The organism is Kluyvera sp. (assembly GCF_965301105.1).
The window spans coordinates 1-14,518 of the sequence record NZ_CBDKZX010000091.1 but is presented as its reverse complement, the minus strand read 5'-3'; the positions used below and the strand labels follow the sequence as shown (position 1 = coordinate 14,518).

14 protein-coding genes are annotated in these 14,518 nt (G+C 56.7%); 4 read left to right on the top strand and 10 right to left on the bottom strand.

The features are described 5' to 3' along the window. Positions 1-21: 21 nt before the first annotated feature. Genes minC through minE form a run of 3 tightly spaced genes read left to right on the top strand, consistent with a single transcriptional unit; the run spans position 22 to position 1,838 of the window. Entirely contained in the window at positions 22-729 is a 708-nt protein-coding gene (gene minC / locus ACW14G_RS20050) for a septum site-determining protein MinC (protein ID WP_223804197.1), read from the top strand. Positions 730-752: 23 nt separating this feature from the next. After that, positions 753-1,565, top strand: a complete 813-nt coding sequence (minD, locus tag ACW14G_RS20045; RefSeq protein ID WP_064544826.1) for a septum site-determining protein MinD — start codon at positions 753-755, stop codon at positions 1,563-1,565. Between the two features lie 3 nt (positions 1,566-1,568). Beyond that, entirely contained in the window at positions 1,569-1,838 is a 270-nt protein-coding gene (gene minE, locus ACW14G_RS20040) for a cell division topological specificity factor MinE (RefSeq protein WP_064544824.1), read from the top strand. A 155-nt stretch (positions 1,839-1,993) separates the two neighbouring features. Here minE and rnd read toward each other — a convergent pair whose 3' ends face one another. From rnd to ACW14G_RS20015, 5 genes are all read right to left on the bottom strand, one after another. Next, entirely contained in the window at positions 1,994-3,109 is a 1,116-nt protein-coding gene (gene rnd, locus ACW14G_RS20035; RefSeq protein WP_167577273.1) for a ribonuclease D, read from the bottom strand. 81 nt (positions 3,110-3,190) lie between these two features. Next, positions 3,191-4,876, bottom strand: a complete 1,686-nt coding sequence (fadD, locus tag ACW14G_RS20030; RefSeq protein WP_163449268.1) for a long-chain-fatty-acid--CoA ligase FadD — start codon at positions 4,874-4,876, stop codon at positions 3,191-3,193. Positions 4,877-5,083: 207 nt separating this feature from the next. After that, positions 5,084-5,665: a Slp family lipoprotein gene (locus tag ACW14G_RS20025; RefSeq protein ID WP_223802805.1), complete on the bottom strand. Its 582-nt coding sequence runs from the start codon at positions 5,663-5,665 to the stop codon at positions 5,084-5,086. A 37-nt stretch (positions 5,666-5,702) separates the two neighbouring features. Beyond that, positions 5,703-6,398: a tRNA (adenosine(37)-N6)-threonylcarbamoyltransferase complex dimerization subunit type 1 TsaB gene (tsaB, locus tag ACW14G_RS20020; RefSeq protein WP_249023119.1), complete on the bottom strand. Its 696-nt coding sequence runs from the start codon at positions 6,396-6,398 to the stop codon at positions 5,703-5,705. Between the two features lie 67 nt (positions 6,399-6,465). Beyond that, positions 6,466-8,376: an ATP-dependent DNA helicase gene (locus ACW14G_RS20015; protein ID WP_167575601.1), complete on the bottom strand. Its 1,911-nt coding sequence runs from the start codon at positions 8,374-8,376 to the stop codon at positions 6,466-6,468. A gap of 128 nt (positions 8,377-8,504) precedes the next feature. Between ACW14G_RS20015 and ACW14G_RS20010 the strand changes: the two genes are divergently transcribed. Beyond that, positions 8,505-8,849, top strand: a complete 345-nt coding sequence (locus ACW14G_RS20010) for a RidA family protein (protein WP_064544814.1) — start codon at positions 8,505-8,507, stop codon at positions 8,847-8,849. Between the two features lie 69 nt (positions 8,850-8,918). On the opposite strand, the gene ACW14G_RS20005 is transcribed toward ACW14G_RS20010, so the two are convergent. From ACW14G_RS20005 to ACW14G_RS19985, 5 genes are read right to left on the bottom strand one after another with little or no spacing between them, the layout of a single operon-like run. Next, a complete protein-coding gene (locus ACW14G_RS20005; protein WP_249023118.1) occupies positions 8,919-10,064 on the bottom strand; it encodes an alginate lyase family protein in 1,146 nt (381 codons plus the stop codon). A gap of 7 nt (positions 10,065-10,071) precedes the next feature. Continuing rightward, positions 10,072-11,166: an ABC transporter ATP-binding protein gene (locus ACW14G_RS20000; RefSeq protein WP_223802807.1), complete on the bottom strand. Its 1,095-nt coding sequence runs from the start codon at positions 11,164-11,166 to the stop codon at positions 10,072-10,074. 10 nt (positions 11,167-11,176) lie between these two features. Then, positions 11,177-12,016, bottom strand: coding sequence for a carbohydrate ABC transporter permease (locus ACW14G_RS19995; RefSeq protein WP_064544808.1), 840 nt, complete (start codon positions 12,014-12,016; stop codon positions 11,177-11,179). Positions 12,017-12,025: 9 nt separating this feature from the next. Then, positions 12,026-12,967: a carbohydrate ABC transporter permease gene (locus tag ACW14G_RS19990; RefSeq protein WP_223802808.1), complete on the bottom strand. Its 942-nt coding sequence runs from the start codon at positions 12,965-12,967 to the stop codon at positions 12,026-12,028. 11 nt (positions 12,968-12,978) lie between these two features. Beyond that, the gene (locus ACW14G_RS19985; protein ID WP_167575598.1) at positions 12,979-14,268 is read right to left on the bottom strand and encodes an ABC transporter substrate-binding protein; all 1,290 of its coding nucleotides are present in this window, start codon (positions 14,266-14,268) and stop codon (positions 12,979-12,981) included. Between the last annotated feature and the right edge of the window lie 250 nt (positions 14,269-14,518).

Genomic DNA, 14,518 nt, shown 5'->3' with positions numbered 1-14,518 from the left:
AGCAAATTGAGTAAGGCCAGGATGTCAAACACGCCAATCGAACTTAAAGGCAGTAGCTTCACCTTATCGGTGGTCCATTTGCATGATGCAAGACCCGAGGTTATTCGTCAGGCGTTAGAAGACAAGGTCGCCCAGGCTCCGGCTTTTTTCCGTCATGCCCCGGTTGTGGTCAACGTCAGCAACCTTGAAGAGTTTACCCAGTGGCGCGCGATTCAGCAGGCGATTATGGCTGCCGGTCTGCGTATCGTGGGCGTCAGCGGCTGTAAAAATCCGCAGTTCAAAGCGGCCATTGACCAATCGGGCCTTCCTTTACTGACTGAAGGTAAAGAAAAAGTTGTTCGTGCCGCGCCCGTTGAGCAGCCCAAGCCCACTGAACCCGAGCCAATTGTTAGTCCGATCACAAAAACGCGAATGATTGATACGCCAGTACGTTCCGGTCAGCGCATTTATGCACCAAACTGTGATCTGATTGTGACAAGCCACGTCAGCGCAGGTGCTGAGCTGATTGCCGACGGTAATATTCACGTGTATGGCATGATGCGTGGACGCGTTCTGGCGGGCGCCGGCGGAGACCGGGAAGCACAAGTATTTTGTACCCACCTGGCTGCGGAGCTGGTCTCCATCGCCGGGGAATATTGGCTGAGCGACCAGATCCCAGCCGAATTTTATGGCAAAGCGGCGCGTCTGCGGTTAGACGACAGCGCTTTGACTATTCAACCGTTAAATTAATCCCTTTTTAACAAGGAATTTCTATGGCACGCATTATTGTTGTGACTTCAGGTAAAGGGGGCGTGGGTAAGACCACCTCCAGCGCGGCCATCGCGACTGGTTTGGCGCAGAAGGGAAAGAAAACGGTCGTTATCGATTTTGATATCGGTCTGCGTAACCTTGACCTCATCATGGGCTGCGAACGTCGCGTAGTATATGATTTTGTTAACGTTATTCAGGGCGATGCCACGCTGAACCAAGCATTAATCAAAGATAAACGTACCGAGAATCTCTACATTCTGCCGGCTTCGCAGACGCGCGATAAAGATGCGCTGACCCGCGAAGGCGTCGAGAAAGTCCTCGACGAGCTGAAAAAGATGGAATTCGACTTCGTGGTCTGCGACTCCCCTGCGGGTATCGAAACCGGCGCACTGATGGCGCTGTACTTCGCCGACGAAGCCATCATCACCACCAACCCGGAAGTCTCCTCGGTACGCGACTCAGACCGTATCCTGGGCATCCTGGCCTCCAAATCCCGTCGTGCGGAAAATGGTGAAGAGCCGATTAAAGAGCACCTGCTGCTGACGCGCTACAATCCAGGTCGCGTGAGCAAAGGCGACATGCTGAGCATGGAAGATGTGCTGGAAATCCTGCGCATCAAACTGGTTGGCGTTATCCCGGAAGATCAGTCCGTCCTGCGCGCCTCAAACCAGGGTGAACCGGTTATTCTGGATACCGTGTCTGACGCAGGCAAAGCCTACGCTGATACCGTAGATCGTCTGTTGGGAGAAGAACGTCCTTTCCGCTTCATTGAAGAAGAGAAGAAAGGTTTCCTCAAACGCCTGTTCGGAGGATAAATTATGGCATTACTCGACTTTTTTCTCTCACGGAAAAAGAATACCGCCAACATTGCTAAAGAACGCCTGCAAATCATTGTCGCGGAACGTCGCCGCAGTGACGCAGAACCGCACTATCTGCCGCAGTTAAGGAAGGATATTCTGGAAGTGATTTGCAAGTACGTGCAGATTGACCCAGAAATGGTCACGGTGCAGTTAGAGCAAAAAGACGGGGATATTTCGATTCTGGAACTCAACGTCACGCTGCCGGAAGCGGAAGAGTCAAAATCCTGACTTTCGGTGGTGTAAAAAAAGGCGCTAGTGATAGCGCTTTTTTTGTGTCCGGAAACCGCGTGTAGCCTGATAAGCAGAGCGCCATCAGGCAACCCCTTGCCCAACGATTGTATTGCCGGATGGCGGCGTTGCCTTATCCGGCCTACAGTCAGGATTTAACGCGGATACTCTGCCAGCAACTTATCCAGCGCGCCGGACAGCAGCTCACCGCGCCAGCCGGAAATCATTTCCGGCGCGGTATGACGCGGCTTCAGCTGCCAGTGCCAGTTCAGCAGCTGGTTAATCTGGCGACGCGAGGCGAGCATCTCGGCGCTGACGTCGTTCGCCTGCCCCACTTCCTGCACCAGCGCCTTAATCTCTTTAAACGCTTTGCGGTAACCCGGCATGTCCATCAGGTTCTGCAGCGGCTCTGGCAGCGCGTCATCAGGCAACGCCTGCGCTTTCTCAACCAGGCTAATCAGCGTTTTACCGTGGAAGCGAATTTCGCTGCCCGACAGCCCGAGACTATCCAGCTCACCGAGGCTGCCCGGCATATAGCGCGCCACGCTCCACAGGTGCTCTTCACGTACCACGAAATTCACCGCCAGGTCGCGCTCACGCGCCTTGCGCAGACGCCAGTCGGCCAGCAGTTGCAAACAGGCCAGTTGACGGGTGCGCAGTTGCCAGGCGTTGGTAATATCACGCCACGCCTCGCGTGGGTCAGTCACTTCCTGACGGCGTTGTTGCATCAGTTGGCATTCATTCAGCGCCCAATCAAGGCGCCCTTTCTGCTCGGTTTCCGCCATCAGCTTGTGGGCTATCGGCAACAGATACCAGACGTCCGCCGCCGCGTAGTCGCACTGACGCGAGGTCAGCGGGCGCGCCAGCCAGTCGGTACGCGACTCGCTCTTATCCAGCTCAACGCCGGAGTATTCAGCGACCATCGCGGCAAAGCCCCAGGACATCGGGCGACCACAGAAAGCAGCCAGCACCTGCGTGTCGATTAGCGGCTGCGGCATGGCGCCGAAAACGTTCATAAAGACTTCTAAATCTTCACTGCCCGCGTGCAGGAACTTGGTGATGTTGCGGTCCTGCAGAATCGCCTGCAGCGGCGACCAGTCGGTGATATCCAGAGGATCGATCAGCGCCGTACGCTCTCCATCGAAAAGCTGAATCAGGCCCAGCTGCGGATAGTAGGTGCGGGTGCGGACAAACTCGGTGTCCAGCGCGACGGCGGTTGTCTGACGAACGGCGTCGCACAGCGTGTGCAGCGCATCGTTGGTGGTGATCATCTGATAGTTCAAATCATACTCTCTTATTTTGTGCCAAAAAAAACGCCAGCAGAGCTGGCGTTAGGCATCATGACTCGTGACTTATCCCTTATTGTCCACTTTGGCGCGGGCTTCGTCACGTAATTCTCGTCTTAAAATTTTCCCGACGTTGGACTTCGGTAATTCCTGACGGAATTCAACCAGTTTCGGCACTTTGTATCCGGTTAGCTGACGGCGGCAGAAGGTAATCAGCGCCTCTTCGGTCAGGCTTTGGTCTTTTTTGACCACGAAGATCTTCACCGCTTCACCGCTATTGCCGGAAGGGACACCGACGGCGGCCACTTCCAGTACGCCGGAATGCTGCATCACCACGTCTTCAATTTCATTCGGGTAGACGTTAAAACCTGACACCAGAATCATATCTTTTTTGCGGTCAACGATGCGTAGGAAGCCTTCCTCATCCATTACCGCGATATCGCCGGTATGCAACCAGCCGTCTTTGATAATTTCCGCGGTGGCGTCCGGGCGCTGCCAGTAGCCTTCCATCACCTGCGGCCCCTTCACGCACAGTTCGCCCGGCTGGCCGACGGCCACTTCGTTGTCGTCATCGTCCACCAGTTTCACCTCAGTTGAGGGCACCGGCAGACCAATGCTGCCACTGTGATAGTCGATATCATGCGGGTTGACGCTCACCAGCGGCGCACATTCGGTCAGGCCATAGCCCTCCAGCAGATACTGCCCGGTCAGCTTCACCCAGCGTTCAGCCACCGAATGGTTCACCGGCATTCCCCCGCCCGCCGACAGGTGCAGCGTGGAGAAATCCAGCTGCTGGAACTCTTTATTATTCAGCAGCGCATTGAATAGCGTATTCACGCCGGTCATGGCGGTGAACGGATATTTTGCCAGCTCCTTCACCAGACCCGGAATATCACGCGGGTTGGTGATCAGGATATTCTGCCCGCCCAGTTCGATAAACAGCAGGCAGTTCATGGTCAGCGCAAAGATGTGATACAGCGGCAGCGCGGTGATCACCACCTCTTTCCCTTCGTGCAGCAGAGGCCCATAGGTCGCTTTCACCTGCTCGAGGTTGGCGAGCATATTGCGATGGGTCAGCATCGCGCCTTTCGCCACGCCGGTGGTACCGCCGGTATATTGCAGGAAGGCCACATCATCCGCCTTCACCACCGGTTTCACATACTGTAAGCGGTAGCCGCTATGCAGCGCGCGACGGAAGGAGATCGCATCCGGCAAATGGTATTTCGGCACCAGTCGTTTGATGTATTTGACGACAAAGTTGACCAGCGTCCCTTTGGCGGTTGAAAGCTGATCGCCCATGCGGGTCAGAATCACGTGCTTAACCTGAGTTTTATCAACCACTTTTTCCAGCGTGTGGGCAAAGTTGGAGACAATCACGATCGCCTGCGCGCCGCTGTCGTTCAACTGATGCTCCAGCTCACGCGGGGTGTACAGCGGGTTGACGTTGACCACGATCATCCCGGCACGCAGGATGCCGAACAGAGCAACCGGATATTGCAGCAGGTTAGGCATCATCAGCGCGACGCGATCGCCCTGCTTCAGCCCCAGCCCCTGCTGGAGATAAGCGGCAAAGGCGCGGCTGCGCTCTTCGAGCTTACGGAAGGTCATCACTTCGCCCATATTGACGAAGCCGGGCTGATCGGCAAAGCGTGTTGCCGCGTGTTCAAACAGTTCCACCAGGGATTGATAACGGTCAGGATTGATCTCTGCCGGAACATCAGCAGGATAACGGTTGAGCCAAACCTTTTTCAAAGCATCACCTCTAAAATACGTATTCGTCGTCATCGCAACCCCAAATGATAAACTTTCGTTAACATTATATTAACTCAGCGTACCAGTTTAAGAATTAATCAGAATTAAGGTTGCGAAGCGCGTCACTCTTTATTTTTTTTATATCCATTACAACGAAGAAACAGCGGACTAGCCGCTGTTTCTTTTTTGTCTGCTTTTGCACAGATCTTATTCAGTTACGACGTTCCGAACTTCCGCTGGGCCGGGGTTATACCATCCCCAGCCGCCGTAACCGTAATTCCAGGGGTGCGGGCCAAAGACCCACGGATCGATAGGCTGCGGCGGCATCACCACCTGCTGGGTAACGCGCCAGCGTTTATAGCCGGTGGCCTGAACGTGCAGGAAATTGTACTTCGTGGTGCCCACTTTCCCTTCCACGGTGCCGACGATCGGGCCGACCACCGTCACCAGCTGGCCACGGAAATCTACCGGGTCAAGGAAACCGTTAACATCGGCATAGATACGCCCACGGGAGGCTTCGCCGAGAATCGGACGCGCGCCGCTGTCGAGCGGAACGGTGGCGATTTCCAGACGGGTGCGACCCTGCTGGTTTTCAATACCCACAACCGTGCCGCCAAAGCGCGATTCCTGGCCGACATACAGCTGCGGTGCCGCCATAACCCGAACCAGATCCTGCTGCGGCGTTGGGCTACTGCCCTGAATGGCATCCGGCACGCTGACGCAGCCGCTTAACGCTAATGCGATAAGCCCTGCAATTGCGCCACGAACGACGTATTTTTGACCTGCCATGATGCTGCTCCTGGACTCACTATTTATCTGCTTAGAGTCATTCGCGACCGGGAAGTTTCTTCCACGCCACTTCATTACGCAAATAAACCGGCTCCGCTTTCTCGACGGCCACCGTTTTACCCTGCGTGAGAAGCTGGCAGGCAATTGGCAGCATGTCTTCCGCCTCAGGCAGAGTCACGCCGCCGTCGTTCAGGGTCACGTTCGCGCCCTGCGCCATCTCCGGCCAGGCCGCCCAGCCGGTGCCAACGGTCGCCCATTCGCCGCTCAATTCGGCTAAACGCTGCTGTACCGCTTCCGGCTTCAGCACCGCTTCGGTTTCTTCACCGTGCCACACGCCCTGTTCATCACGCTGATACTCAGCCCAGTAGACCTCGCCCATGCGCGCGTCGATGGCGGCCAGCACGCGAGTTGCGCCCTGCTTACGCCAGGCCCCCTGCGCCATGGTTGCCAGCGTTGACACGCCGATCATCGGCAGCTCAGCGCCCAGCGCCAGCCCCTGCGCAATACCAATACCGATACGCACGCCGGTAAAGCTGCCCGGCCCACGGCCAAACGCCAGCGCGTCGAGTTCGGTGAGGCTTACGCCACTTTCAGTAAGAATATCCTGCACGATTGGCAGGATTCGTTGGGTGTGTTCCCGAGGACAAAGCTCGAAATGAGCACTGGTGCTACCTTCATTCCACAAGGCAGCCGAGCAGGCTTCCGTGGCGGTATCAATAGCCAGAATTCGCATGGTTAGTCGCGCTCTCGCAGTTACGGATCAACAAAATGGCGCGCATCTTACCACACTTTGCACCGCATTACCGCGTCGATGACAGCGCCAGGAAACGCACCGCCCGTCGAATGTCGCGAGTGCGCGGCGCGGGCGGCAGGCTGGCGAGGAACGTCGCGCCATAGGGGCGCATCACCAGACGGTTATCGCAAATCACCAGCACGCCGCGATCGTCCACATCGCGAATCAGGCGCCCAACGCCCTGCTTAAGGGTAATCACCGCGTCCGGAAGCTGGACCTCTTCGAACGGATCGCCGCCGCGCAGGCGACAGTCTTCCATCCGTGCTTTGAGCAGCGGATCGTCCGGGGAGGTAAACGGTAGTTTGTCGATGATCACCAGCGAGAGCGCGTCGCCGCGCACGTCTACCCCTTCCCAGAAGCTGCTGGTCGCGACCAGCAGCGCGTTACCGGCGCTGACAAACTGTTGCAGAAGCTGCCCCTTGCTGGTTTCCCCCTGCAACAAGACCGGCAGCGTCATCGTCGCGCGGAACTGTTCGGCGAGATCGCGCATCATGGCGTGCGAAGTACAGAGCATAAAGCAGCGGCCATCGTTGGCCTCAATCAGCGGTTTGAGCATCGCCGCCAGCTGGCGCGCCGCCCCCGGTTGATTCGGCAACGGCAGATTGCGCGGCACGCATAAAAGCGCCTGGCTGGCATAGTCGAAGGGGCTGGGTAACAGCAGCGAGTGCGCCGCTTCAATACCCAGACGCTCGGTGAAATGGTGCAGATCGTCATTCACCGACAGCGTCGCCGAGGTGAAAACCCAACTGCCCGGTTTGGCCGCCATCACCTCTTTAAATTTGTCCGCCACGGTCAGCGGCGTCAGCGCCAGCGTAAAGTGGCGCGAGTTACATTCGTACCAGTAGCTGTAGCCGGGTTTGTTGATCTCTTTCAGGCGTTTCAGGCGCGCGCGGTACAGCGTTGCGCGCTCGAAGGCGGCATCGAGCAGCGCAGAACGTCCCAGCGAAAGTTTCGCCACGTCGTAGCACAGCTCCAGCGCGTCATCGAGCAGCAGCAGCGCACGCTGCACGGCGCTATCCGCCAGCAGGTCACGCAGGTTGCCACGATACCCCGGGTCGCCGACCTGCAGGCGAAAATCCTGCGTCGCCTGCGCCAAGCGATCGGCGCACTTTTGTAACTGCTGAGTATCTTTCAGTTCGGTACGATAGGCGATGACCACGTCTTTCGCCAGATCCAGCAGCTGACGGCTGGAGAGCGACTGGCCAAAATATTGGCTGGCGATGTCCGGTAGCTGATGGGCTTCATCGAAGATCATCACGTCGGCCTCGGGAATAAGCTCGCCAAAACCGCTCTCTTTGACCACCATATCGGCGAGGAACAGGTGATGGTTGACCACCACGACGTCGGCGTCCATCGCCTTTTTACGCGCCTTCACCACGAAACACTCCTGATACTGCGGGCAGTCGCTGCCAAGGCAGTTATCGTTGGTGCTGGTGACCAGCGGCCACGCCTGAGAATCCTCGGCGACGCTGACGCAGGTGCTGATGTCGCCATCAACCGTCTGGTTCGCCCAACTGCGCAGCAGAATGACGTCGCTCAGGGTATTCACCGGCAGATCGCCGCCCGCCAGCGCTTGCTGTTCCAGACGCTCCAGACACAGATAGTTTGAACGCCCCTTTAGCAACGCCAGCTTGCCGGTGTAGTCCAGCGCTTTCGAAACGGTGGGTAAGTCACGGCTGTAAAGCTGATCCTGTAGTGCCTTCGACCCGGTGGAGATGATCACCTTTTTCCCCGATCGCAGCGCAGGGGCCAGATAGGCGTATGTTTTACCGGTACCCGTGCCGGCCTCAACCACCAGCGGCTGACCTTCGTCAATCGCCTGAGCGACGGCGTGCGCCATCTGGCGCTGCGGTTCACGCGGTTTAAAGCCGGTTATCGCCTGCGCAAGCTGGCCATCTGCTGCAAAATCGTCCGTCACGTTACCCCCTGGAAAAATTCCCAGTGATTATGTCAGGCCAGTCCAGGTTATGCCAGCCTAAGCCGTGACGTCACGGCGACAATGTGGCAGTCTTAGCGCATCGACGTGATGTTAAAAAGGAAAGGAAAATGACGATTGTCCGTATTGATGCCGAAGCGCGCTGGTCTGATGTGGTAATCCATAACCAGACGCTGTACTACACCGGCGTGCCGGCAAACCTGGATGCCGACGCGTTTGAGCAGACGGCTAACACGCTGGCACAGATTGACGCGGTGCTGGAAAAGCAAGGCAGCGACAAGTCACGCATCCTCGACGCCACCATTTTTCTCGCCGACGGGGATGATTTCGCGGCGATGAACAAAGCGTGGGATGCATGGGTCGTCGCCGGCCATGCCCCGGTGCGCTGCACGGTGCAGGCGAAGCTGATGAACCCGAAATATAAAGTTGAGATTAAGATTATCGCCGCGGTATAAGCGACGATCACCCTGGCCGGATGGCGGTACGCCGCTATCCGGCAACGCCCGCCAAACTGCCTGAAGGCACTACGCTTGCCCCGGACACCACATCAGCTGTTCTTTCAGCTGCAGCGTCTCCTGCGGCACGCACTTCAGCGCTTCACGGTAGCTCGCCGCCTGCTTCGGATAACCCCGTATCGATTGCAGCAGTACCCGTAGCGCGCTGTCCCAGACGATGCCCTGTAAGTCACTGTACGGCCACAGATCCGGTTCACGGATAAACGGCACCAGATAGTCTATTCCCTGCTTCACCCCGCGTCCGTCACGGATAGTATTCCAACGGTCGAACTCCACGTGTTCGGCGTAGCGGTTGAGCAACAGATGCGCCTCAAGGTTAAACAACGAATAGTGGAACGGAATGGTACGCTCCAGTTCCATCGTCTGCTTGCCGTCCTGGTCAATTTGCGCCGCCATACGCTGAGTAATCCCCTGCTCAATAATGCGCGCCGCCAGCCCCTTATCGCCGTAGAACAGCGCGTTCACCGTGCGCTGCGCGTCGTACCAGGTGCCGTGGTTGTTGTGCCAGACATATTCAGAATGACCAATTTCGCTGTAGTACATCCAGTGGTTAAAGTCGCGGAACCACTGGTGCAGGCCGATAATATCGTCAGTATCCAGCACGCTCGCGCCGTTAATCAGCCCGATGGTATCAACCACCATCCACAGCAGACGGGTATCAATCAGCCCGGTGCCGCGCCCGGAGACAATCCCCGGAATCGCCTGGCCGTAGTTGAGATGCGGGTTCATCCGCGTATCGCCATCAAGGAACCAGCAGCGAATCTGCTGTGCGGCGGCCTGCGCATACTGACGCTGGCCGGTGAAGTACCACGCCAGCCCCAGCGTCAGGCAGCGCTCGCACATACGGATAATGCGCGAGGTATCGGTGTCGTTGTTTTCGCACTGCGGGTTGATATGCCCGTCGCGACGAATATAGGGCAGCCCATTGGGCCGCCGCGGATTCGGCCACCAGTAGGTGCCGAGACTGTAGTAATCGTGAGCATCGCCGCTCGCCGGACGCAGTTTTTTATGCACCACGCTTTCTGGCGGCTCTCGCCGCAGCTGATCGGCCTCCGCCACCAGTTTGCTCAGCGCGAGTTGCAACGGTGAGAACGGTTGCTTGAGGCCCGCGCGCGCATTTTCCAGGCAATTTTCATCCAGGGTGTACAGCTTCATTGCCACCTTATTGGCCCTCCAGGCACGCTATGCGCTGGCCGCTTTGCGCATCAAACAGATGCACACCGGAGAGCTTCGGCTGCAGCCAGATGTTGTCGCCCTCTTTCACCGCCAGGCGCTGCTTAAAGACCGACGTAAAGGCCCCGCCGCCGGTATCGCAAAACAGCTGCATATCCGACCCGGTATTCTCCACCGCCGTAACCTTCGCGGCCAGCGCATCATCCCGCGCTTCATTCACCACGTTGACCTGTTCGGGGCGGATAGCGTACACCACCTGCTGACCATTTTTCACCTGTAAACCCGCAGGCAACGCCAGAAGCGAGCCATCCTTCAGGCGCAGGCTGGTAGTCGGGCCGTTGATCACCACTTCGCCCGGCAGTTGGTTAATTTCCGGTGAACCGATAAAGCCCGCCACGAACAGGTTAGCCGGCTGGTCATACAGTTCAAGCGGCGTCCCGGCCTGCTCAATACGCCCATCGCGCAGCACAACAATCATCTGCCCCATAGTCATCGCCTCGATTTGATCGTGGGTGACGTATACCGACGTGGTTTTCAGGCGACGATGCAGTTCGCGAATCTCGCCGCGCACCTGGGTACGCAGCTTGGCATCCAGGTTGGAAAGCGGTTCATCAAACAGGAATACCTGTGGCTTACGCACAATCGCGCGCCCCATCGCCACGCGCTGACGCTGGCCGCCGGAGAGATCCTTCGGCAGGCGCTCCAGCAGCGGCTCCAGCCCCAGCAGCGCAGCGGCTTCATCAACTTTTTGCTTAATTTCCGTCTTCGGCAGACGCGCCATTTTTAGCGCAAAGCCCATGTTTTCGCGTACCGTCATCTGCGGATAAAGCGCATAGCTCTGGAACACCATCGCGATATCACGCAGCTTCGGTTCCACCTCGGTGACATTACGCTCATTAATATGCACTTCGCCGCCGGAAATCTCCTCCAGCCCGGCAATCATGCGCAGCAGCGTGGATTTACCGCAGCCGCTCGGCCCCACCAGCACGCAGAACTCACCGTCAGGGATAGTCAGCGACACATCTTTAATCACGTGCGCATCGCCATAAGATTTACGCACGCTGTTCAGTACAACGGATCCCATTGGTAGCTCCTTATCCTTTGACCGCGCCGGACATGATCCCGCGGTTGAAATGTTTTTGCAGACCCAGATAAACAATGATGCTTGGCAGCATCGCCAGTAGCGTAATCGCAATGAAAATGTTCGGCGTGATGCTCTCGTCGGTACGCAGCGTGCCGAGGATTACCGGAATCGTGTTCAGACTGTCCTGGTTGACCACAATCAGCGGCAGCAGGTACTGATCCCAAATCATAATGAAACCGAATGTCACCACCGTTCCCAGCGCCGGCTTCACCAGCGGCAGAATCACGTGGAAGAAAATCTGCCATTCGTTAGCGCCGTCAATGCGCGCCGCTTCTTCCAGCTCTTTCGGGATAGCCGACATAAACTCGGTCAGCACGAAGATGGAGAAGGCCCAGCCCACTACCGGCAGAATCATGCCCAGATAGCTGTTGTAGAGCGAAGCATCGATAAACGGCAGCCGCCAGTTGATGATCATGTACAGCGGAATGGCGATCACCTCTTCCGGCAGCATCATGGTCGAGAGAATCACCAGGCTGACCAGCGCGACGCCGCGAAACTTCTTACGAGCCAGCGCGTAGGCCGCCAGCGCGCTCACCGACACCTGCAAAATGGTGCCGAAGAACACCACCAGGATAGAGTTGAGCAGGTACTGCCAGACGCCGATGTCCTGCCAGGCGAAGATAAAGTTCTCCAGCGAGAACTGGTTCGGCCACGCCAGCAGCTCACCCGGTTTAACCGGCGCGCCGCTGAACGCAGTGGCCACGATACCCCAGAACGGCCCGACGAAGACAATCAGCAGCAGTGCGTAGATGCACCAGCGTCCTGCGGTATCCCAACGTTTACTTAACATCATGGCTCCTTAGTAACGTGCGATACGTTTTTTCAGCGTCAGATGGCAGATGGTTAACACCACCGTGAAGGCGAACAGCAGGAACGACACCGCCGAAGCGTAGCCGTAGTCGAACTGTTCGAAGCCCAGCTTATAGATGTGGGTCATAATCATCTCCGTGGCGTTAGACGGCCCGCCGCCGGTCGTGGCATACACTTCGGCAAACACGCGGAAACCACGAATAAAGGAGAGCATCAGCACCACCGACAGCGCCGGAATCATCCCCGGCAGCGTGACGTAGCGCAGTCGGTTCCACCAGTTAGCGCCATCCACGTTCGAGGCGTCATACAGGTCGCGGCTGATACCGGCCAGGCCGGCGATGAAAATGACCATGTTGTACGGCACCGCTTTCCAGATATGCAGCAACATGATGACGCCCAGCGCCTGATCCGAGCTGGCGAGGAAGCCCTGATCGGCAACGCCGAACCAGCTGAGAATATGGTTCACCACCCCGTTCGGCGTTGGGTTGAACAGAATGCGCCACATTTCGGCGACGATTGCCGCACTGGTGACCGCCGGCAGGAAAATGGCGGTTCGAATAAAGCGCAGGTGGCGCGCCGGGCCTTCCAGTAACATGGCCAGGAAAAAGGCCAGTATCGCCGCGGCAAACATGGTCACCAGCACGTACAGCAGGGTGTTAACCACCGCTGCGTGCAGCTCAACGTCGGCAAACGCGCGGGTAAAGTTGGCGAACCCCACCCATTCGTCCGGTTGGTTAAAATTGACCTTGTAAAAGCTCATCACCAGACCCTGAATCATTGGGATGAACTTAAACCAACTGAAGATCACCAGCGCCGGGGCGAGGAACAGCCACGGAATCAGCGCTCGCTTACGTTTTGCCGTCAGCCATCCAGTGGCGTCAGGCGACGCGGCTTGCTTTAGCGGCGCGGACTTCGTCTCATGCAGCGTCATCACATACTCCTTTACTTAGCCAGCACGTTTTGTTTTGCCAGCTCGGCGTTCACTTTGCCGTCAATCGTCTTCAGCTCGGCGCTGATATCGCTATTGCAATCGGCAAAGATGCGGTTGAAGCCGTCAGCGGCCACCTGACGCACCGGCGTCCAGTTCGGAATTTGCGGCACGTAGCGCCCTTGCTCGTTGTACAATTTGGCAAAGGTTTCCCAGCGTTCGTCCTGGTAGACGGCCTTCACATCCACGTTTTTGTTCACCGGCAGACGCACGACAGGAATATGCTGGCTGCCTTTACCCATGCCGATCTCCTGACCTTCCGGCGAGATCATAAATTCGATGAATTTGCGCGCGGCCTCTTTCTGCTGGCTGCTCTTCATCATAAAGACGGTGGTCCCTTCGGCGAGGGTTGCTTCGCCTTTCGGCCCCACCACCGGCACGACTTCGAATTTGTCTTTGCCCGGATCTTTATCAAACAGCGCAATGTGGTACGGGCCGCTGAAGAACATACCGCTCTGACCGGAACGGAAAGAAGGAATGACGTCGGCGGTGGTGGCGTTAATCGCCCCCGGTTGCGTGACCTTTTCGCACATCATGGTGCGCATGAAGGTCATGGCCTGCGCCACCTCCGGCGTATTCAGCGAGGCGCTGAAGGTACCGTTGTGTTCCTTGACGAAATCACCGCCCGCCTGCCAGATAAAGCTGCTCATAAACCAGCTGGCGTAGCCGCGGGTTGTGGAGGCCGGAACGATAAAGCCGTAGGTATCGTTTTTACCGTTGCCGTCCGGATCCTGAGTGGTAAAGGCTTTGGCCAGGGTTTGAATATCATCCCAGCTTTTTGGCTGCGGCAGGCCCAGCTTTTCGCGCCAGTCCTTACGGACAAACAGCGCGAAGGTTTGCGCCGAGGTCGGGACGCCGTAGTATTTACCGTCGATATAGCGGGTGCTGTTCCACGCGGTGGGATACAGCTGATCGCCGCCGTTGATGGCTTTCGGGTCAATCTCTTCAGCGATACCCAACTGGATAAATTGCCCCAACGAGGCGGCATCGTTGAAAATCAGGTCAGGCAAGGCGTTACCGGCAGCGGCGCGTGCCAGGCGCTGCTCGAAGTCGGTCGTCGCGTTGAAATACTCGATTTTAATACCCGTTTTTTGCTCGAACGTCTCGGCCTCCTGTTTGTAGATATTCTTCGAGTCGTTACTTGCGCGGATCCAGACGTTAAGGGTGGTGGCGGCATAGCTTTGACCGATGCCAAGCCCCAAAGCGGAGAGAAGTAATAATGAACGTAATTTATTCGCAGACATGATGGCATATCCTTTATTGTAGGGCACAACGGTAAATAAATTCGCACCGACTGTTTTGAGAGGCAGTCGGCATTAATACAACATAGGTAAAAATTTATTTTCGAATATTAAATAGAAAGATATTTTCCAATACAACGGGGCAAAAAAGAAATCCTATTTCAAAAACGTAAAAAGTGAATCAGATCACACACAGAAGTGACAGAATAAGTGACAAAAATTATTTATCATTTAATATCATCAAGATATTATT